The sequence below is a fragment of the Blastococcus saxobsidens genome, assembly GCF_010682065.1.
GTDB classification, from domain to species: domain Bacteria; phylum Actinomycetota; class Actinomycetes; order Mycobacteriales; family Geodermatophilaceae; genus Blastococcus; species Blastococcus saxobsidens_B.
Genome location: NZ_JAAGWG010000010.1, coordinates 21,320 through 40,489 on the forward strand (window position 1 = coordinate 21,320; position 19,170 = coordinate 40,489).

The 19,170-nt window shown below is 72.8% G+C and carries 19 protein-coding genes; 12 read left to right on the plus strand and 7 right to left on the minus strand.

The window, feature by feature from the left end; translation table 11 throughout:
• The first annotated feature begins 2 nt into the window (after window positions 1-2).
• Window positions 3-332, plus strand: a complete 330-nt coding sequence (locus GCU60_RS08170) for an SRPBCC family protein (protein WP_204261675.1) — start codon at window positions 3-5, stop codon at window positions 330-332.
• Here GCU60_RS08170 and GCU60_RS08175 read toward each other — a convergent pair.
• Window positions 316-630: an SHOCT domain-containing protein gene (locus tag GCU60_RS08175; RefSeq protein ID WP_163204068.1), complete on the minus strand. Its 315-nt coding sequence runs from the start codon at window positions 628-630 to the stop codon at window positions 316-318. The genes GCU60_RS08170 and GCU60_RS08175 overlap by 17 nt on opposite strands.
• A 58-nt stretch (window positions 631-688) precedes the next feature.
• Window positions 689-1,561 (minus strand): PAC2 family protein, encoded by an 873-nt coding sequence (locus GCU60_RS08180; RefSeq protein WP_345770476.1) that lies wholly within the window; start codon window positions 1,559-1,561, stop codon window positions 689-691.
• A 190-nt stretch (window positions 1,562-1,751) separates the two neighbouring features.
• Here GCU60_RS08180 and metH point away from each other — a divergent pair, with 190 nt between their 5' ends.
• Entirely contained in the window at window positions 1,752-5,552 is a 3,801-nt protein-coding gene (gene metH, locus GCU60_RS08185) for a methionine synthase (RefSeq protein WP_163204070.1), read from the plus strand.
• Window positions 5,553-5,621: 69 nt separating this feature from the next.
• Here the strand turns inward: metH and GCU60_RS21545 are convergent, their stop codons facing one another.
• Window positions 5,622-7,019 (minus strand): CopD family protein, encoded by a 1,398-nt coding sequence (locus GCU60_RS21545; protein ID WP_163204072.1) that lies wholly within the window; start codon window positions 7,017-7,019, stop codon window positions 5,622-5,624.
• Window positions 7,016-7,636, minus strand: coding sequence for a copper resistance CopC family protein (locus GCU60_RS20985; RefSeq protein ID WP_163204074.1), 621 nt, complete (start codon window positions 7,634-7,636; stop codon window positions 7,016-7,018). Before GCU60_RS20985 ends, GCU60_RS21545 begins: the two co-directional genes overlap by 4 nt.
• Before the next feature lie 186 nt (window positions 7,637-7,822).
• Here GCU60_RS20985 and GCU60_RS08200 point away from each other — a divergent pair, with 186 nt between their 5' ends.
• Window positions 7,823-8,599, plus strand: a complete 777-nt coding sequence (locus GCU60_RS08200) for a hypothetical protein (RefSeq protein ID WP_163204077.1) — start codon at window positions 7,823-7,825, stop codon at window positions 8,597-8,599.
• A 78-nt stretch (window positions 8,600-8,677) separates the two neighbouring features.
• Window positions 8,678-9,367, plus strand: coding sequence for a class F sortase (locus tag GCU60_RS08205; RefSeq protein ID WP_345770477.1), 690 nt, complete (start codon window positions 8,678-8,680; stop codon window positions 9,365-9,367).
• Between the two features lie 27 nt (window positions 9,368-9,394).
• Here GCU60_RS08205 and GCU60_RS08210 read toward each other — a convergent pair whose 3' ends face one another.
• Complete coding sequence (locus GCU60_RS08210; protein ID WP_163204079.1) at window positions 9,395-10,384, minus strand: diguanylate cyclase domain-containing protein; 990 nt, start codon at window positions 10,382-10,384, stop codon at window positions 9,395-9,397.
• 185 nt (window positions 10,385-10,569) lie between these two features.
• Here GCU60_RS08210 and GCU60_RS08215 point away from each other — a divergent pair, with 185 nt between their 5' ends.
• From GCU60_RS08215 to GCU60_RS08225, 3 genes are all read left to right on the plus strand, one after another.
• On the plus strand, window positions 10,570-11,274 hold the full coding sequence (locus tag GCU60_RS08215) for an HAD family hydrolase (RefSeq protein ID WP_163204081.1): 705 nt from the start codon (window positions 10,570-10,572) through the stop codon (window positions 11,272-11,274).
• Window positions 11,275-11,354: 80 nt separating this feature from the next.
• Window positions 11,355-11,579, plus strand: a complete 225-nt coding sequence (locus GCU60_RS08220) for a DUF4287 domain-containing protein (protein WP_163204083.1) — start codon at window positions 11,355-11,357, stop codon at window positions 11,577-11,579.
• A gap of 45 nt (window positions 11,580-11,624) precedes the next feature.
• Window positions 11,625-12,101, plus strand: coding sequence for a DUF664 domain-containing protein (locus GCU60_RS08225; RefSeq protein ID WP_163204085.1), 477 nt, complete (start codon window positions 11,625-11,627; stop codon window positions 12,099-12,101).
• On the opposite strand, the gene GCU60_RS08230 is transcribed toward GCU60_RS08225, so the two are convergent.
• Both GCU60_RS08230 and GCU60_RS08235 read right to left on the minus strand, forming a co-directional pair.
• A complete protein-coding gene (locus GCU60_RS08230) occupies window positions 12,098-12,634 on the minus strand; it encodes a hypothetical protein (protein WP_163204087.1) in 537 nt (178 codons plus the stop codon). The genes GCU60_RS08225 and GCU60_RS08230 overlap by 4 nt on opposite strands.
• Window positions 12,635-12,689: 55 nt before the next feature.
• Window positions 12,690-13,640: a RecB family exonuclease gene (locus GCU60_RS08235; protein WP_163204089.1), complete on the minus strand. Its 951-nt coding sequence runs from the start codon at window positions 13,638-13,640 to the stop codon at window positions 12,690-12,692.
• 95 nt (window positions 13,641-13,735) lie between these two features.
• On the opposite strand from GCU60_RS08235, the gene GCU60_RS08240 reads away from it, so the two are divergent.
• From GCU60_RS08240 to GCU60_RS22060, 5 genes are all read left to right on the plus strand, one after another.
• On the plus strand, window positions 13,736-14,683 hold the full coding sequence (locus GCU60_RS08240; protein ID WP_430537411.1) for a tRNA (adenine-N1)-methyltransferase: 948 nt from the start codon (window positions 13,736-13,738) through the stop codon (window positions 14,681-14,683).
• A 107-nt stretch (window positions 14,684-14,790) separates the two neighbouring features.
• Window positions 14,791-16,560, plus strand: a complete 1,770-nt coding sequence (arc, locus tag GCU60_RS08245; RefSeq protein ID WP_163204091.1) for a proteasome ATPase — start codon at window positions 14,791-14,793, stop codon at window positions 16,558-16,560.
• Window positions 16,561-16,685: 125 nt separating this feature from the next.
• Window positions 16,686-18,191 carry a depupylase/deamidase Dop gene (dop, locus tag GCU60_RS08250; RefSeq protein WP_163204094.1) on the plus strand — a complete coding sequence of 502 codons (1,506 nt, stop codon included), beginning with the start codon at window positions 16,686-16,688 and terminating at the stop codon, window positions 18,189-18,191.
• Between the two features lie 117 nt (window positions 18,192-18,308).
• Window positions 18,309-18,518, plus strand: a complete 210-nt coding sequence (locus GCU60_RS08255; protein WP_163204096.1) for a ubiquitin-like protein Pup — start codon at window positions 18,309-18,311, stop codon at window positions 18,516-18,518.
• 20 nt (window positions 18,519-18,538) lie between these two features.
• On the plus strand, window positions 18,539-19,168 hold the full coding sequence (locus tag GCU60_RS22060; RefSeq protein ID WP_430537412.1) for an endonuclease domain-containing protein: 630 nt from the start codon (window positions 18,539-18,541) through the stop codon (window positions 19,166-19,168).
• Window positions 19,169-19,170: the final 2 nt, after the last annotated feature.

Genomic DNA, 19,170 nt, shown 5'->3' on the forward strand with positions numbered 1-19,170 from the left:
CCGTGCTGGTCGAGGTGGTCACGGTGGTGCGTGCCGCCCCCGAGGTGCCCTGGCGGCTCACCAGCCGGATCACCGCTTTCGAGCGCCCGTACCGGTTCGTCGACGAGCAGGTGCGCGGGCCCTTCCGCCGGATGCGGCACGAGCACCTCGTCCAGCCGCTCCCCGGCGGCGGGACCCCGATGACCGACCGCATGGACTTCGAGGCGCCGCCCGGCCCGGCCGGTGCCCTGATCGGTCGGGCCTTCCTCGCGCCCTACCTCCGGCGGCTGCTGGAGCAGCGCGCCGCCCCTGTCCGGCGGCTGGCGGAGGAGCAGGTCAGCGGGGGTCGCTGAGCGCCGTCCGGCGGGCGGACGCGTGCTCCTCGGGGGTGATCAGGCCGCGACGGCGCAGGTCGTCGAGCTCGGCCAGCCGGGTCTCCAGGGTCGTCGCCGGGCGGCCCAGCGGCCCCTGGGCCAGTCGGGCCGCGAGCTGGGCGGGTGCCGCCACCGGGTCGAGCCCGGCGTCGCGGAGCACCCGTCGGCTGCGCACCGCCGTCGTCACGATGACGGCGACCACGCCGAGGAAGACGACCCCGAAGACGCCCATCGCGATGACCATGACGAGGGGGAGCTCAGGGAAGCCGGGATCCATGGCGGCAACCTAGGGCTCTGCCACCGCGTGCGGGGCACGCCACGCGTGGGACCAGGGCTCAGGCTCCGCCGGCGGGGCCCGAGCCGCGGCGGCGCAGGTAGCGCTCGAACTCCCGCGCGATCGTGTCGCCGTTGGCCTGCGACAGGTCGACCTCGGTGGCCCGCTCCTCGAGCGAGCGGACGTACTCGACGACCTCGGCGTCCTCGTTGGCCATCTCGTCGACGGTCTTGACCCACTCGTCGGCCTGCTGGGGGAGGGCGCCCAGCGGAACCGTGGTCTCCAGGACCTCCTCGACACGCTGGAGCAGGGCGACGGTGGCGCGCGGCGACGGCGGCTGCGACACGTAGTGCGGCACCGCCGCCCAGAAGCTGATCGCCGGCAGGCCGGCCTGCACGCAGGCGTCCTGGAAGACGCCGAGGATGCCGGTCGGCCCCTCGTAGCGGGAGGTCTCCAGCGCATAGGCGCGGGCGGAGTCGGTGTCGTAGGCCGAGCCGGTCACCGGGGTGGGGCGGGTGTGCGGCGTGTCGGCGAGCAGCGCGCCCAGCGCGACGACCATCCCGGCGTCGAGCTCGTGCAGGATCTCGATCAGCTCCTCGCAGAAGCTGCGCCAGCGCATGTTCGGCTCGATGCCGCGGATCAGGACGACGTCTCGCTCCAGCCCCTCGGGGCGGGCGACGGAGATGCGGGTGGTGGGCCACTCGATGCGCCGGCTCACGCCGCCGACCAGCGAGACCGTGGGCCGGTTGACCTGGAAGTCGTAGTAGTCCTCGGGGTCCAGCGCGGCCAGGGGCTTGGCGTCCCAGATCAGTTCGAGGTGCTCCACGGCCCCCGTCGCGGCGTCCCCGGCGTCGTTCCAGCCCTCGAACGCGACCACGACCACCGGGTCGGTGAGCTGCGGGAGGTCATCGGTGCTGGACATCGGATCGGTCACCCCTGCCAGCCTACGTCGATCCGTCCGCCGCGGACGCGCGCACGGCCCGGCTGACCGGCCCTGCTGTGCGCGCCGTCGCCGAGGTGAGACGATGGCCGCTGACATCGGGAACGCCCAGGCCTGGGCCAGCCCGCCGGGGTGACGGAGCGCGAGGCCCGCACGCCCATCGAGAGACCCACTGGGGAATCCTGTGTCCGAGTCACCCACTGTTCGTCCGGATGTCACCGCCGAGCTCACCGAGCTGCTGAACCAGCGCATCCTCGTCCTCGACGGCGCCATGGGGACGGCGATCCAGCGCGACCGGCCCGACGAGGCCGGCTACCGCGGAGAGAGCTTCGCCGACTGGCCGAGCGACGTGCAGGGCAACAACGACCTGTTGAGCATCACCCAGCCGCAGATCATCGCCGCGATCCACCGCGAGTACCTCGAGGCCGGTGCCGACCTCGTGGAGACCAACACCTTCAACGCCACGACGATCTCGCTGTCGGACTACGGCATGCAGGAGCTGGCCTACGAGCTCAACGTCGCCTCCGCGCAGCTCGCCCGCGCCGAGGCCGACGCCATGACGGCGCGCACGCCGGAGAAGCCGCGCTACGTCGTCGGCGCCATCGGGCCGACCAGCCGGACGGCGTCGATCTCGCCCGACGTCAACGACCCCGGCGCCCGCAACGTCAGCTTCGACCAGCTGGTGGAGGCCTACCTCGAGCAGGCGGGCGGCCTGGTCGACGGCGGCTCCGACGCGCTGCTGATCGAGACCATCTTCGACACGCTGAACGCCAAGGCGGCGATCTTCGCCCTGGAGACGCTGTTCGAGGAGCGCGGACGCCGCTGGCCGGTGTTCATCTCCGGCACGATCACCGACGCCTCCGGCCGCACGCTGTCCGGCCAGGTGACCGAGGCGTTCTGGCACTCCGTGCGGCACGTCAAGCCGCTGCTGGTGGGCCTCAACTGCGCGCTCGGCGCCAAGGAGATGCGGCCCTACATCGCCGAGATCGCGCGGGTGGCCGACACGTTCGTGTCCTGCTACCCCAACGCCGGGCTGCCCAACGCGTTCGGGGAGTACGACGAGGCGCCGGAGGAGACCGCCGCGATCGTCGGCGAGTTCGCCGAGAGCGGCTTCGTGAACCTGGTGGGCGGTTGCTGCGGCACCACGCCGGCGCACATCGCCGCCATCGCGCGGGCCGTCGAGGGGCGGGCGCCGCGCGTGCCGGTCGAGGCGCGGCCCGCGCTGCGGCTGTCGGGCCTGGAGCCGCTGACCGTCGACGAGGACTCGCTGTTCGTCAACGTCGGCGAGCGCACCAACATCACCGGCTCGGCCCGCTTCCGGAACCTGATCAAGGCCGGTGACTACCCGACGGCGCTCACCGTGGCCCGGCAGCAGGTGGAGGCCGGCGCGCAGGTCATCGACATCAACATGGACGAGGGGATGATCGACGGCGTCGAGGCGATGGACCGCTTCACGAAGCTGATCGCCGCCGAGCCCGACATCTCCCGGGTGCCCGTGATGGTCGACTCCTCCAAGTGGGAGGTGATGGAGGCCGGCCTCAAGAACATCCAGGGCAAGGCGATCGTCAACTCGATCTCCCTCAAGGAGGGCGAGGAGAAGTTCGTCCACCACGCGCGCCTGTGCCGCAAGTACGGCGCCGCCGTCGTCGTCATGGCCTTCGACGAGGACGGCCAGGGCGACAACCTGGCGCGTCGCACGCAGATCTGCCGGCGCGCCTACGACATCCTGGTGGAGCAGGTCGGGTTCCCGATCGAGGACATCATCTTCGACCCGAACATCTTCGCCGTCGCCACGGGCATCGAGGAGCACGCGAACTACGGCCTGGACTTCATCGAGTCCACCCGCTGGATCAAGCGGAACCTGCCCGGCGCCCTGGTCTCCGGTGGCGTCTCGAACGTCTCCTTCTCCTTCCGCGGCAACAACCCGGTGCGCGAGGCGATCCACTCGGTCTTCCTGTACCACGCGATCGCGGCCGGGCTGGACATGGCGATCGTCAACGCCGGCCAGCTCGAGGTCTACAGCGAGGTGCCCGAGCTGCTGCGCGAGCGCATCGAGGACGTGATCCTCAACCGCCGCCCCGACAGCACCGAGCGCCTGCTGGAGATCGCCGGTGACTTCGCCGGTGACGGGTCGGTCAAGGAGGTCGCCACCGAGGAGTGGCGGTCGCTGCCGGTGGGGGAGCGGATCACCCATGCGCTGGTCAAGGGCATCGACGAGTTCGCCGAGAGCGACACCGAGGAGCTGCGCGCCGAGATCGCCGCCCGCGGCGGCCGGCCGATCGAGGTGATCGAGGGCCCGCTGATGGACGGCATGAACGTCGTCGGCGACCTGTTCGGCGCGGGCAAGATGTTCCTGCCGCAGGTGGTCAAGTCCGCCCGGGTGATGAAGAAGGCCGTCGCCCACCTCATCCCCTACATCGAGGCCGAGAAGCAGCCCGGCGACGCCGAGCGCACCAACGGCAAGGTCGTCATGGCCACGGCCAAGGGCGACGTCCACGACATCGGCAAGAACATCGTCGGCGTCGTCCTGCAGTGCAACAACTACGACGTCGTCGACCTCGGCGTCATGGTGCCGCCGCAGAAGATCCTGGACGCCGCCAAGCTCGAGGGCGCCGACGTCATCGGCCTGTCCGGGCTGATCACGCCGTCGCTGGACGAGATGGTCACCCTCGCCACGGAGATGGAGCGGCAGGGCTTCGACATCCCGCTGCTGATCGGCGGGGCGACGACCTCCCGCGCGCACACCGCGGTGAAGATCGCGCAGAAGTACCACGGGCCGGTCATCTGGGTGAAGGATGCCTCGCGGTCGGTGCCGGTGGTCGCCGCCCTGCTGTCGGACGAGCAGCGCCCGAAGCTGCTGGCCGAGACCGACGCCGACTACGCGGCGCTGCGCGAGCGGCACGCCGCGCGGCAGGACAGCCGGAAGCTGCTGCCCATCGCCGCCGCGCGGGCCGCGGCCACGCCGATCGACTGGGACGACTACTCCCCGCCGCGGCCGCGGATGCTCCTGCAGCAGGCGCTCGACACGTGCTCGGGCGAGGGCTGCGACCACCGGCAGCACGCCGCGACGCAGTTCGTGAAGACGTTCTCCGACTACCCGCTGGAGGAGCTGCGCGGCTACATCGACTGGCAGCCGTTCTTCAACGCCTGGGAGATGCGCGGCCGGTTCCCCGACATCCTGCACAACCCGACCACCGGCGAGGCCGCCCGTCGGCTCTACGACGACGCCCAGCAGATGCTGGACCAGATCGTCGCCGAGAAGTGGCTGCGGGCCAGCGGCGTCTTCGGGCTCTTCCCGGCCAACCAGGTCGAGGGCGACGACATCGAGGTCTACACCGACGAGTCACGCGGCGAGATCCGGACGGTCCTGCACCAGCTGCGGCAGCAGACCGAGGGCCGCGACGGCTCGCCCCGGAAGTCCCTGGCGGACTTCGTCGCGCCGAAGCGGACGGGGCTGCGCGACTACGTCGGTGCCTTCGCCGTCACCGCCGGCCTCGGCTCCGCCGACCGGGTCATGGCGTTCAAGAAGGACAACGACGACTACAGCGCGATCATGCTGGAGGCCCTGGCCGACCGGTTGGCGGAGGCCTTCGCCGAGCGGCTGCACGAGCGGGTGCGCAGGGAGTTCTGGGGTTACGCTCCCGACGAGCACTTGGACAGCGAGTCGCTGATCGCCGAGAAGTACAGCGGGATCCGGCCGGCTCCGGGCTACCCGGCCTGCCCGGAGCACACCGAGAAGCAGACGATCTGGGAGCTGCTGGACGTCGAGGCGAACACCGGCATCGAGCTCACCGAGAGCATGGCCATGTGGCCCGGCGCGGCGGTCAGCGGGCTGTACTTCTCGCACCCGCAGTCGCGCTACTTCGTGCTCGGCCGCGTCGGCCGGGACCAGGTGGAGGACTACGCCACCCGCAAGGGCTGGACCGTGGACGAGGCCGAGCGCTGGCTGTCGCCGAACCTCGGTTACCGCACCGAGGACGAGTAGAAGGACCCGGGTCCCCCTCACCCTTCGCAAGCTCAGGGCGAGCCTCGGGACCCGGGCCGTTCCATCACGTCACCCGCGGACGACGAGGACGTCGGTGAAGCCGGCGTCGTGACGGCTGGCGAACCGGTACTCGCCCGGCTGCTCCGGGGCCTGGAAGGTCAGCAGGCTGCCCCCGGGGACGGCGACGTCGAACGCGCCGTCCTCCGCGGTCAGGGTCACGTCCTGGTCGGTCCCGTTGAACACGCTCACCCGGGAACCGCCGGTGACCGGGGCGGCGACGTGGAAGCGCTCCTCGTCGACGAGCACGCCGACCGAGAGCTCGCCGTGGTCGTGACCGGCCATCGGGTCGGCCGCCGCGCCTGCCGGGGCGGCCGGCTCCTGGGCCGCGGTGCCGGGGACGGGTGCGGCGCCCGCCGGGGGCGGCGAGCCGGCCAGGCCGACCGCGAGGGCCACGGTGGCCAGCATGACCAGGACCTCTCCGGCGGCGAACCGGCGGAAGCTGCCGGGGAGGCCGGCGCGGAGGCGGGGGAGGGTGCGCCGGCGGTGCTGCCGGCCGAGGACGCCGAGGGCGACCAGGCCGGCGGTCTTGCCCACCAGCAGCCAGCCGTAGCCCGTGCCGAACGCCGCGAGCAGCTCCTCCGTGCCGCCCAGCACGAACCAGGCGGCCAGGACGCCGGTGACGGCGGTGAGCAGGAAGCAGACGAGGGCCACACCGCTGAACCGGGCGGCCGCGGTCGCCGTCGACGCAGTGCCGCGGCCGTGCACGAGCAGCGCCAGCAGCCCGCCGACCCAGACGGCCGCCGCCAGGACGTGGGCGCCGATCGTGGTGACGGCGGCCAGGTGGTCCTCCGCGGCCGAGGAGTGCCCGCTGAGGACGACGGGGACGAGCAGCGCCGCTCCCGCGACGCCCAGCAGCAGCCACGCTCCTCCGGTGCTGCGGCTGCGCCGCGCGGCCAGGACGAGGACCGCGCCGAGCGCCAGCACGATCAGCGTGGCGCGGCCGGCTCCGGTGTCGAGCAGGTAGACCTGCAGCGAGGACCAGGGCAGGGAGGCCGGTGAGCGGCCCACCAGGAGGCTGACGGTGAGGAGGGCGCCGAGCGCGGTGGCCCCCGTCCAGACCAGGGCCCACGTCGAGGCGGCCGCGAGCGCCCGTCGGGCCTCGGGGGTGCCGGGCAGCAGCACGGCGGCGAGGACGATGGTGCCGACGGTGCCCACCGCGGCGATCCGCGCGGCCAGGGTGACGATCGGCGCGAGCCCCTCGACCAGGGCACCGGGACCGCCCAGGCCGCGCCCGCCGTCCGGGCCGCCACCGCCGATGGAGAGCGCCACCAGGACGACGGCGACCAGTGCGACCCCGGTGGCGGCGAGCGCGGGCGCCGTCCAGGGCAGGCGGCCGCCCGGCTGCACGTCGGGCGCCGCGGGGCGCGGCTCCGCCGCGACGAGGGCCGCAGGTCCGCCGCGGGTCACGGCCGCCTGCGCAGCCGGCGCGCGGTCAGGACGCCGAGTGCACCGAGCAGTCCGATGCCGGCCAGCGGGTAGACGGCCGGCAGGGAGGTGTCGTCCGCCTCGGCGGACGCGGCGGCCTCGGCCACCCCGTCGGCGGGCTCGGCCATCCCGTCGGCGGGCTCGGCCTTCCCGTCGGCGGGCTCGGCCTTCCCGTCGGCGGGCTCGGCCGCAGTGGCCGGTCCGGCGACGGTGAAGGCGTAGGTGCCCGACAGCGGATGACCGTCGGAGGAGGTGCTGCGCCACTCGACGCGGTAGGCGCCGGCCGGCAGCGGATCGGCCAGCGGCTGCACCACGGCGGTGTCGCGGATCTCGGCGGGCCCCTCGGACACCGACGCGCCGTCCGGCCCGGTCACCAGCACCTGCGTGCCCAACGGCAGCGGCTCCCCGGTGAAGTCGAGCTCGACCGTGGCCGGCGCGGTGGCCACCACGCCGTCCGGCGCCGGACTGCTGCTCACCAGGCCGTCGTGGGCCAGGGCCACCGACGGTGCGGCGCCCACGACGAGTGCGGCCGTCGCCAGACCGAGCAGCCCCACCCGTCGCCGGGAGCGCTCTCGACCGGCGGATCGCGAAGCAGTCATGCCAGGTGTTCGCACCCGGAGGCCCAACCGGTTGGGTCCTGACCTCGGAGTTCTCCCGGGGAGTGAACCGATCCGGGAGCCGGCGCCGAATGCGGTGCGGGTCAGGACGGAGGTGGCAGCGAGAGCTGCTGCCGGGGGAGCCGTCCGCGGGGCCCGGTCAGTCCCCTCCGAGAACTGGAGCACACCATGCGCAAGGCACTCGCCCTTCCCACCGTCGCGCTCGCCGCCGCGGCGTTCCCCCTGCTCGGCATGAACGCGGCGTCCGCCCACGAGGGCCCGCACAGCTACCAGGCCGACCTCGGCGCCGTGAACTCCTCCGGCGTCGACGGCACCGGCATGGTGACGATCGACGGCAACACGGCCACCGTCATGATCAAGGCCTCCGGACTGCTGGCCGGCTCCCCGCACGCGCAGCACTTCCACATCGGCGCGCTGGGCCAGTGCCCGACCAACGACCTGGCCGACGACGCGGACAAGGACGGCTTCGTCAGCGTCACCGAGGCCGCCAAGTACTACGGCGCCATCGGCACGTCGCTGACCACCGAGGGCGACACCAGCCCGGACAGCGGCCTGGCCGTCGACCGCTTCCCGACCGCCGAGGGCGGCTCGATCAACTACGAGCGCACCTTCGAGATCACTCCTGACGTGCACGCCGCGTTCGAGGCCGGCACCGCCGTCCTCGTCCTGCACGGAATCGACAAGGACGGCTCGGGCGCCTACGACGGCGACATCAAGAGCGACCTCGACCCGTCGCTGCCCATGGAGGCCACCGCCCCCGCCGCCTGTGGCCCGCTGAAGGCCGCCCAGATGGGCGCCGCCCCCGCCGGTGGCGCCGAGACCGGCGCCGGTGGCACTGCCGGCACCGAGCAGCAGGCTGCCTTCGGCATCGGCGCGCTCGCGCTGACCGGTGCGGCCGCCGCCGGTGCGCTGGCCTACCGCCGTCGTCAGGCCGAGCAGGCCTGATCCGGCATCCGGGGCCGTGCGGGAGGATCGACTCCCGCACGGCCCCGGCCCCTTCTCCGTCGAACCGGAAGGACTCGCGTGACCGAGCAGAGCAGCCGCCGTCCGAGCACCCGCACGTGGATGGCACTGGCCGTCGCACTGGCGGTCGTGGCCGTCGTCGCCATCGTCGTGGCGGTGACCGGGCAGCAGCAGGCCCCCACCCCGGCGGCGAGCAGCGACCGGTCGCAGCCCGCGATCCCGGCGCCCGCCTCCCCGACGAGGCCGGCAGCCGGCGCCGCGGGGCCGTCCGCCCCTCCGGAGCAGGTGGCTGCCCCGGTCTCGGTCAGCGTCCCGGCCATCGACGTGACCAGCGATCTGCTGCGCCTGGACCTCAACGACGACGGCACCGTGGAGGTCCCGCCGCTCGGGCCGGACGACAAGGCCGGCTGGTACCAGCGAGGACCGGCACCCGGCGCCGTCGGACCCGCCGTCATCCTCGGGCACGTCGACTCCGCCGAGCACGGCCCGGGCATCTTCTTCGACCTCGGCGCGCTGGAGCCCGGCGCCGAGGTGACCGTGACCCGCGAGGACGGCACTGTCGCTGTCTTCGCCGTCGACCGGGTGGAGGTGCACCCGAAGGACGACTTCCCGACTCTCGAGGTGTACGGCAACACCGACGACGCGCAGCTGCGGCTGATCACCTGCGGCGGCGACTTCGACTCCGGCGCGCGCAGCTACGAGGACAACGTCATCGCCTTCGCGACGATGACCGGCACCCGCCCCGCCTGAGCCGGCTCGGCCCGGTCTCCTGCGCAGTCAGGTGACCGTGGCGTCGCAGACGTCCACCGGGTGCATCGCCGCTGCCCCGCGACCGTCCGCCTTGACCTGGTAGAGCGCCAGGTCGGCCCGGCGCATCAGCTGGGCGGCGGTGTCCCCGGCGCAGCGCTCGGCCACCCCGGCGGAGACGCCCACGTCCGGGACGAGGGCGCACAGCCGCCGGACGACGGCCAGCGCCTCGGGGCCGGGAAGGCCCGGCATCAGCACGGCGAACTCGTCGCCGCCGTGCCGGGCCAGCAGGACGCCGGGCGGCAACTCCCGTCGCCAGCCGTCGGCGACCCGGCGCAGCAGTCGGTCACCGGCCTCGTGGCCGGCGGTGTCGTTGGTCCGCTTGAAGTGGTCGAGGTCCAGCAGCCCCGCCGACAGGACGCCGGGCCGCCGCACCTGCTCGGCGAGCGCCTCGTCGAAACCGCGGCGGTTGGCCAGCCCGGTGAGCGCGTCGGACTCGGCGTCGGAGGCGCGCACGACCAGCGTCCGCGTGACGACCGCCAGGGTGGAGACGACGACCGCCAGCGCCGCAGCGGTGACGACCGGCGCGTCACCGCGGAGCAGGAGCGCCGCGGAGGTGCCGCCGACGGCGGTCGCCACGTGGGCCACCGCGACCCGGCGGTCGGCGAAGAAGCAGGCGATGACCCCGACGAATGCGCTGATGGACCCGCAGATCACGGCGGTCGTCGAGTCGGGGCTGACCAGCACGACGAGGCTGATCAGGCCGCATCCGACCGTCACCAGCCCGCCCAGGACGACGCGCGTCCGACGGGGACCCCAGCGGAAGAGCGCCGTGCCCACGGCGACGGCCAGCAGCCCGGCCCCGGCGACGACCCACCGGCGACCGGCATGGTCGGTGCCGCCCGAGGCGGCCAGGACGGCGGCACAGCCACCGGCGACGAAGAACAGCGCGAGGGTGTGGGCCATCGCCCGTGGAGAGGCGACGTCGCGCGCCACCGGCTCGTCCGAGGATCTCCGCACGCGCTGTCCATCGGCCGGCCGGGCGGCGTTCTGGAGTGCTGGGCCGGGTGTTCTCCCGCTCTCCCCCGGAGGAGGGGGCCCGCCGGCGCGATCCCGTGCCGCCGGCTGGGACACTGACGGGGACGGGACGACCCGGTGCGCGTGGCCCGGGCCCGCGCCTCTCGCGAAGGAACACCGCACTCCCCATGCCGCGCGCCCTCGAAGCAGTCCTGTTCGACATGGACGGCACGCTCGTGCAGACCGAGGAGTACTGGGGCGAGGCGATGTTCGAACTCGCCGCTGCCCTCGGTGGCCGCATGTCGCCCGAGGCGCGTGCGGCGACGGTCGGCACGAGCATGCGGCGGTCGATGGAGGTCCTGCACGCCGATCTCGGCGTCGTCCGCACCGAGGAGCAGCTCCAGGCCGACGCCCGCTGGGTCGAGGACCGCGCCGGGGAGCTCATGGGCGGCGGCATCGCGTGGCGCCCGGGGGCCCGCGAGCTGCTGGAGGCGGTCCGTGCCGCGGGGCTGGCCACCGCCCTGGTGACGACGACGCCCCGCCGGCTCGCCGACATCGTGCTGCGCAGCATCGCCGCCGACCTCGACGGGGACCCGTTCGACCTCACCGTGTGCGGCGACGAGGTGCCGGCCCGCAAGCCCGACCCGGCGCCCTACCTCCAGGCGGCCGCCCGGCTCGGGGCCGAGGTCGCCGCCTGCGTCGTCGTCGAGGACTCCCTGGTGGGCGTCACCTCCGGCCTGGCGGCCGGGATGGCGGTGCTCGGCGTCCCGGCGCTGCAGCCGGTGCCGCCCGCGCCGGGGCTGACGCTGCGCGGGACCCTCGCCGGGTCCGGGGTCGACGACCTGGCCGCCGTGCTCGCCGCGCGGACGGGGCTGGAAGCCGCGTCCTTCTGACCTGGGATGACTTTTCCGCGCCCGGCCGGTCCAAGCTGGGGACGGCGCCGCAACGGCGCGGCACCAGGCGAGGAGCGGTCATGGGCACGACAGGGTCAGGCGGCGGCACGGTCAAGGGGCCGTCGTCCTACTTCCCGTCCATCGAGAAGAAGTACGGCCGGCCGATCGGGGAGTGGCTGGACCTGGTCCGGAGCAGCCCTCTGGAGACCCACATGCAGCTGGTCGGCTGGCTCAAGAGCGAGCACGGCCTGGGGCACGGGCACGCCAACGCCCTCGTCGCCCACGTGCGCGCCGAACAGGGCTGACCGGGGACGGCGGTCGGCGTCGGAGGGCGTCGCTAGCCTGCGCGCGTGCCCGAGCTGCCGGAACTCAGCCCCCCCGCGCCGAACGCCGACGAGGCCGAGCTCCTGCTCGCCTGGCTCGACCACCTGCGCGAGTCGATCCTGCGCAAGGTGGCGGACCTGGACGAGGAGCAGGCGCGCTGGCGTCCCGACGGGGCGCTGATCCCACTGCTCGGCATCGTCCACCACCTCACGCAGGTGGAGTGGCGGTGGATCGACGGCGCCATGCGCGGCGAGCAGGTCCACCGGAGCGAGGCGGAGTTCGCGCCAGGACCCGAGCTGACGGTGGCCGAAGCGGTGTTGCGCTACCGGGAGCGGGCGCTGGCCACGGGGGCGGCGGTGCGGGCGATGACGCTGACGCAGCCGTGCGCCGACGGCAGCGGCCGGGACCTCCGCTGGGTCCTGCTGCACCTGGTGGAGGAGACGGCGCGGCACGCCGGCCACGCCGACGCGACGCGGGAGCTGCTGGACGGCGTCACCGGCTAGCCGGGACGGTTCCCCTCGTCGGTCCGGTCGCCGTACTCGAAGCCCGCACCGCCCGTCGGGTCGACGAGCACCCGCACCGGCCCGTCCGTGGCGCCGGTGGCGGTGACCAGGACCCTGCGCCGGGCGGGCTCGGCCACCTCCTCGTGCACCAGCTGTCCCAGGCGGGACAGCGCGTCGTTCCTCGACGTGCCGCGCACCTCGTGTCCGACGCCGTCGACGAGGAGGGTGATCCGCCGCGCGGAGTGCACCGTGGCCGCCAGCTCCAGGGGTGGGTCCCAGCGCCCCGCGACGGCGTCGCGGAGGGCCTCGATCTCGGCCGCGATCCGTGTCCGGCGGTGCCTCGTCATCGTGGCGAACCGGCAGTCGAGCACCGCCTGCGCCTGATCGGTCGTGAACCCGTACTCCTGCTGCAGCCGCTGCAGCGCCGCGGGCTCGTCGTCGGAGCCGGCCAGGACGGCGCCGAGCCGGGGGAGGTCTGCCACGGCCTCGGCCATCGCGGTCAGGATGGCCAGCCGTTCCTGCTCCCGCGTCATGTCCGCGAATCCTGCCCGCTCCCACCGGCCGGAGGGGCCGCTCCGGCGCCGGCGATCAGACGGGGGTGACCGGGAGGGTGGTGCGCCAGCCGGCCGCGGCGGCGGCCTCGGCCGGGAACGGCGGGGGAGTGCCGCCCCAGGCGGGGCAGAGGGCCTGGTGGTCGCACCAGCCGCACAGCCGGGTCTTGTTCGCCTTGAACTCCCCGGTCTCCACGGCCCGCTCGATCGCCGACCAGATGGCCAGCAGCGTGCGCTCGAAGCGGATCAGCTCCTGCTCGTCCGGCGCGTAGGTCAGCGCGTCGCCGTCGCCCAGGTACAGCAGCTTCAGCTGCGCGGCCACGACGCCACGGGTGCGCCACAGGACCAGCGCGTAGAACTTCATCTGGAACAGCGCCTTGCCCTCGAACGCCTCACGGGGCATCGAACCGGTCTTGTAGTCGACCACCCGCAGCGCGCCGTTCGGGGCGACGTCGAGCCGGTCGACGTACCCGCGCAGCAGCAGCCCGTCGGGCAGCGTGACCTCGACGAGCTCCTCGCGGGCCTCGGGCTGGAGGCGGCGCGGGTCCTCCAGCGTGAAGTACTTCTCGACGAGCTTCCCGGCCGAGGCGAGCCACGCCTCCACGGACTCGGGGGCGTTCACGTCGGTCTCGGCGCCGGCGTCGTCGGCCGTCTCGAACAGCTCGGCGATCCCGGGCTCCTCACGAAGGTCCGTCCACGCGGGCTCCAGCAGCTCCAGGGCACCCTCGGGGGTCCGCTGGGCGGGTGGCAGGTCGTAGAGCCGCTCCAGGACCGAGTGCACCAGCGTGCCGCGGACGGCCGCCAGGCTCTTGCGCTCGGGCAGCCGGTCGATCGTGCGGAACCGGTAGAGCAGCGGGCACGTCTTGAAGTCCGCCGCACGGCTGGGGGAGAGGGACGGGCGACGGGGGGCCGGCGCGTCCTCCACCGGCGGGACGACCGCCGGAGCGGGGACGTCGGCCTGCGGATCGGTCTGCACCATCGCCGTCATGGGTCCGAGGCTAGGTCGCGCCTGTGACAGTTCCGAGTGTCCGCGCCGCATCGGCGTCCGGGGTCACATCGGCGTCGTCCGTACGCTGGTCGCCCGTGGACAGTTCGCAGGAGCCCGTGACCGACGTCGACGAGGAGGCGCAGCCCGCGCCGGAGGAGACGCCGGCGCCCGCGCCGGAGGATGCGGACGAGGAGCTGCCCGCCCAGCGGGCCGAGCCGGTGGAGGGCGCGTTCGTCGCGGGTGACCGGGTGCAGCTCACCGACCCCAAGGGCCGGCTGCACACCGTCGTCCTGACACCGGGCAAGCAGTTCCACACCCACCGCGGCGCCATCGAGCACGACGACCTGATCGGCGCGCCGGAGGGATCGGTCGTGCACTCCACGGCGAACACCGGTTACCTGGCCCTGCGCCCGCTGCTGGCCGACTACGTGCTGTCGATGCCGCGCGGCGCCCAGGTCATCTACCCCAAGGACGCCGCCCAGATCGTCGGGTTCGGCGACGTCGGCCCCGGCATGCGGGTGCTCGAGGCCGGCGCCGGCTCGGGGGCGCTGAGCTGCTCGCTGCTGCGCGCCGTCGGCTCGGAGGGGTCGCTGACCAGCTACGAGCGGCGCGAGGACTTCCTCGACGTCGCCCGGGGCAACGTGGGCGCGTTCTTCGGCGAGGTGCCCGCCAACTGGAACCTGCGGCTGGGCGACCTCGCCGACCACCCGGCCGACGAGGTCGTCGACCGGGTCGTGCTCGACATGCTGGAGCCCTGGGCGGTGCTGCCGACCGTGGCCGCCGCGCTGCGCCCCGGCGGTGTCCTCGTCGGGTACGTCGCGACGGTGACCCAGCTGTCCACCTACGTGGAGGCGCTGCGCGGGCAGGGCGTCTGGACCGAGCCCTACGCCTGGGAGTCGCTGCTGCGCCCGTGGCACGCGGTCGGGTTGGCCGTGCGGCCGGAGCACCGGATGGTCGCCCACACGGCGTTCCTGGTCACCGCGCGGCGGCTTGCCGAGGGGACGGTCGCCCCGATCCGCCAGCGCCGCGCGCAGAAGCACTGAACGAGGCGCACTAGCACCCCCCGGCGACCACCGCGAGGCGACGGCGAACTGTCGTCACGCGTGTATAGATTTGCGTCCTGGCTCCCCCCGAATTGCGGAGGTGCGCGATGGGCCTGGGTCCCGACGAGTTGAACGCGCGACGTGACCGTGACGTCGCCGCCCTGCTCACTCAGATCTCCTACCTCGAGGAGGAGATCGGTCTGCTGCGCCGCAAGGTGTCCGACAGCCCCCGCCAGGTGCGGGCGCTGGAGGAGCGGATCGCCGAGGCGGAGGGCCGCGCGGCCTTCCTCTCCGAGCGCAACGACAAGCTCGCCAGCACGCTGCGCGAGGCCCGCGACCAGCTGGTCACGCTCAAGGAGGAGGTCGACCGGCTCGGCCAGCCGCCGTCCGGCTACGGCGTCTACCTCAACGGGTACGAGGACGGCACCGTCGACGTCTTCACCGGTGGTCGCAAGCTGCGGGTCTCGGTGTCGCCGAACGTGCCGGCCGAGGAGCTCCGCCCCGGCCAGGAGGTCATGCTCAACGAGGCGATGAACGTCGTCGAGGCGCGGCAGTTCGAGCGCGCCGGCGACGTCGTCATGCTCAAGGAGCTGCTGGAGCCGATCGACGGCGTCACCCCCCGTGCGCTGGTCATCGGGCACACCGACGAGGAGCGGGTCGTCTACCTCGCCGACTCGCTGTCCGGCCAGCCGTTGCGGGCGGGGGACTCGCTGCTTCTGGAGAGCCGTTCGGGCTACGTCTACGAGCGGATCCCCAAGAGCGAGGTCGAGGAGCTCGTCCTCGAAGAGGTCCCCGACATCGACTACTCCGACATCGGCGGGCTGTCCCGGCAGATCGAGCAGATCCGCGACGCCGTGGAGCTGCCGTTCCTGCACGCCGACCTGTTCCGCACCTACGAGCTGCGGCCCCCGAAGGGGATCCTGCTGTACGGCCCGCCCGGCTGCGGCAAGACGCTGATCGCCAAGGCGGTGGCGAACTCCCTGGCCAAGAAGGTGTCGGCGCTGAAGGGGGAGGGGCAGGGCAAGTCCTACTTCCTCAACATCAAGGGCCCCGAGCTGCTCAACAAGTACGTGGGCGAGACCGAGCGGCACATCCGGCTGGTGTTCCAGCGGGCGCGGGAGAAGGCCAGCGAGGGCACCCCGGTCATCGTGTTCTTCGACGAGATGGACTCGATCTTCCGGACCCGCGGGTCCGGCGTGTCCTCCGACGTGGAGTCGACGATCGTCCCGCAGCTGCTCAGCGAGATCGACGGCGTGGAGGGGCTGGAGAACGTCATCGTCATCGGCGCCTCCAACCGCGAGGACATGATCGACCCGGCGATCCTCCGCCCCGGCCGGCTCGACGTGAAGATCAAGATCGAGCGGCCGGACGCCGAGGCGGCGCGCGACATCTTCAGCAAGTACCTGACGACGACGCTGCCGATCCACCCCGACGACCTGGCCGAGAACGGCGGCAGCCCCGAGGCCACGATCGCCGGGATGATCCAGCGCACCGTGGAGCGGATGTACACCGAGAGCGAGGAGAACCGCTTCCTCGAGGTCACCTACGCCAACGGTGACAAGGAGGTCCTGTACTTCAAGGACTTCAACTCCGGGGCGATGCTGCAGAACATCGTCGACCGCGCTAAGAAGATGGCCATCAAGGACCACCTGGAGACCGGCGCCTCGGGTCTGCGGGTCGGTCACCTGATGCAGGCGTGCGTGGACGAGTTCAAGGAGAACGAGGACCTGCCCAACACGACCAACCCCGACGACTGGGCGCGGATCTCGGGCAAGAAGGGCGAGCGGATCGTCTACATCCGCACGCTCATCAGCGGCAAGGGCAACGAGGCCGGCCGGGCCATCGACACCGCGACTAACACCGGCCAGTACCTGTAACGCAGCGCGCCGGCGGCGGCCCGGTCCCTCCTGGGGCCGGGTCGCCGTCGTCCGCGGCACTTCCGTCGTTCCGGCTGTCCGGGCGGTCGCGGCACCCGGTGCGAGGGGCCGCCTAGGGTTGGGTCATGAGCGTGCGGCGGGTCATGGGCACCGAGGTCGAGTACGGCATCTCGGTGCCGGGGCAGCCGGGGGCGAACCCGACGACGCTGTCGAGCCTGGTGGTCAACGCCTGGGCCGTGGCGGACGCGCCGACGCCGCGTCGTCCGCGGTGGGACTTCGAGGAGGAGTCGCCGCTGCGGGACGCGCGGGGCTTCGACCTCACGCCGGCGCAGGCGCTGGACCACAACGACCTCGACGAGGACCACGGGATGGCCAACGTCATCCTGACCAACGGCGCCCGCCTGTACGTCGACCACGCGCACCCGGAGTACTCGACGCCGGAGGTCACCACCCCGCGCGACATCGTGCTGTGGGACAAGGCGGGGGAGCGGGTCATGGCCGAGGCCACCCGCCGCGCGGCGCAGATCCCGGGCACCCAGCCCATCCAGCTGTACAAGAACAACACCGACGGCAAGGGCGCGTCCTACGGCTCGCACGAGAACTACCTGATGGACCGCCGGACGCCGTTCATCGACATCATCCGCGGGCTGATCCCGTTCTTCGTCACCCGCCAGGTGTTCGCCGGCTCGGGCAAGGTCGGGATCGGCACCGAGAGCCGCACCGACGGCTTCCAGCTCTCCCAGCGGGCCGACTTCTTCGAGGTCGAGGTCGGGCTGGAGACGACGCTCAAGCGGCCGATCATCAACACCCGCGACGAGCCGCACGCCGACGCCGACAAGTACCGCCGGCTGCACGTGATCATCGGCGACGCCAACCTCGCCGAGCTGGCCACGTACCTCAAGGTCGGGACGACGTCGCTCGTGCTCGCGATGATCGAGGCGCGGGCCCTGCCCGGCGACCTCGCCGTCGAGGAGCCGGTGCACGAACTGCAGGCGGTGAGCCACGACCCGTCCCTGGCCCACCAGATACGGCTGCGCGACGGGCGCCGGATGACCGCCATCGAGCTGCAGCGGATCTACCTGGAGTCGGCCGTGCGGTTCGTCGAGCAGCGCGAGGAGGGCGACGAGCAGACCGCTGACGTGCTGCGCCGGTGGGCGTCGGTCCTCGACGACCTGGAGGCCGACCCGATGCGGCTGGCCGACCAGCTCGACTGGCCGGCGAAGCTCCGGCTGCTCGAGGGCTACCGGACGCGCGACGGCCTGGGCTGGGGGGACTCCCGGCTGAAGCTGGTGGACCTGCAGTACTCCGACGTGCGGCCGGACAAGGGGCTGTACAACCGGCTGGTCGCCCGCGGGGCCATGCAGCGGCTGCTCACCGACGAGGAGGTCACCCGGGCGATGGCCAGCCCCCCGGCCGACACCCGGGCCTTCTTCCGCGGTGAGTGCCTGCGGCGCTTCCCGTCCCAGGTGGCGGCGGCGTCTTGGGACTCCGTGGTGTTCGACCTGGGGCGGGAGAACCTGGTCCGCATCCCGACCCTGGAGCCGCTCCGAGGCACGCGCGAGCACGTGGGGGCGCTGTTCGAGGCGTCGGCGACGGCGCAGGAGCTCGTCGACACGATCACCGGCCCCTGACACCGCCGTCCACAGGGCGACCGCCCGTCCACGGCACCCGGTCGGCGGACGCCGATCGTCGCTCCCGGCGGGTACTTTCCAGACAGCACCAGCCACTCAGAGGGACCGGAGGGCAGCATGGCCACCAGGGACACCGGCGGGCAGCAGAAGGCGACGCGCTCGCGCGAGGAGACCGACGAGGTCGAGGCCTCGGTCGACAGCGAGGTCGCCGAGCGCCACGAGAAGATGACCGAGGACGTCGACTCGTTGCTCGACGAGATCGACGGGGTGCTCGAGGAGAACAGCGAAGAGTTCGTGAGGGCCTACGTGCAGAAGGGCGGAGAGTAACCGTCTGATTACTCCGTGTTATGGCCTCGAAGGTGTGCCCCGCTTGCGGTGAGGTGAAGCCGGACAGCGACTTCGGGAAGAATCGCACACGGGACGACGGGCTCTCCTTCTACTGCCTCGCGTGCAATCGTCGGCGCAACAGGGCCTGGTACCGAGAACATCGACGGGCCCGTGGGCACGAGGTGCGGGATCTCTCGTGGGTACCAGACGGGTACCGGTGGTGTCCGGCTTGCCGGACAGCCGTACCTGTCGAGGAGTTCACCAAGAACTCCGCCCTCCCGTCGGGCTTCGGCACTCGTTGCAAGTCCTGCCACAACGCAGAGAGCAAAGAGGCGTACTGGCGTCGGCGCTACGGGATCACCAGGTCCGCGGTCGACGCGATTCGTGCTTCCCAGCGCGACCGATGTGGGATCTGCGGCGACGCATCACCGCAGCACCTCGACCACGACCATGACAGCGGAAGAATTCGGGCCCTGCTGTGCCAGCGGTGCAACCACGGCCTCGGCCTCTTCCGTGACGAGCCGGCCCTGCTGCACACCGCCGCTCTCTACGTCACCGGTCACCGGCAGCAGCACGCGTTGGAATCCCTCCTCGCCGCCGCGTGCAACGAGGGCCAGGACGGGCCAGCCGACGTCAGCAGCCGCCGGTAGGG

What these genes read in the sequence shown, in the direction of transcription:
- GCU60_RS08175 (WP_163204068.1), bottom strand. Translation starts at nt 630, where the DNA reads ATGGATCCCGGCTTCCCTGAGCTCCCCCTCGTCATGGTCATCGCGATG.
- GCU60_RS20985 (WP_163204074.1), bottom strand. Translation starts at nt 7,636, where the DNA reads ATGACTGCTTCGCGATCCGCCGGTCGAGAGCGCTCCCGGCGACGGGTG.
- GCU60_RS08200 (WP_163204077.1), top strand. Translation starts at nt 7,823, where the DNA reads ATGCGCAAGGCACTCGCCCTTCCCACCGTCGCGCTCGCCGCCGCGGCG.
- GCU60_RS08215 (WP_163204081.1), top strand. Translation starts at nt 10,570, where the DNA reads ATGCCGCGCGCCCTCGAAGCAGTCCTGTTCGACATGGACGGCACGCTC.
- GCU60_RS08220 (WP_163204083.1), top strand. Translation starts at nt 11,355, where the DNA reads ATGGGCACGACAGGGTCAGGCGGCGGCACGGTCAAGGGGCCGTCGTCC.
- GCU60_RS08230 (WP_163204087.1), bottom strand. Translation starts at nt 12,634, where the DNA reads ATGACGCGGGAGCAGGAACGGCTGGCCATCCTGACCGCGATGGCCGAG.
- GCU60_RS08235 (WP_163204089.1), bottom strand. Translation starts at nt 13,640, where the DNA reads ATGACGGCGATGGTGCAGACCGATCCGCAGGCCGACGTCCCCGCTCCG.
- arc (WP_163204091.1), top strand. Translation starts at nt 14,791, where the DNA reads ATGGGCCTGGGTCCCGACGAGTTGAACGCGCGACGTGACCGTGACGTC.
- dop (WP_163204094.1), top strand. Translation starts at nt 16,686, where the DNA reads ATGAGCGTGCGGCGGGTCATGGGCACCGAGGTCGAGTACGGCATCTCG.
- GCU60_RS08255 (WP_163204096.1), top strand. Translation starts at nt 18,309, where the DNA reads ATGGCCACCAGGGACACCGGCGGGCAGCAGAAGGCGACGCGCTCGCGC.
- GCU60_RS22060 (WP_430537412.1), top strand. Translation starts at nt 18,539, where the DNA reads ATGGCCTCGAAGGTGTGCCCCGCTTGCGGTGAGGTGAAGCCGGACAGC.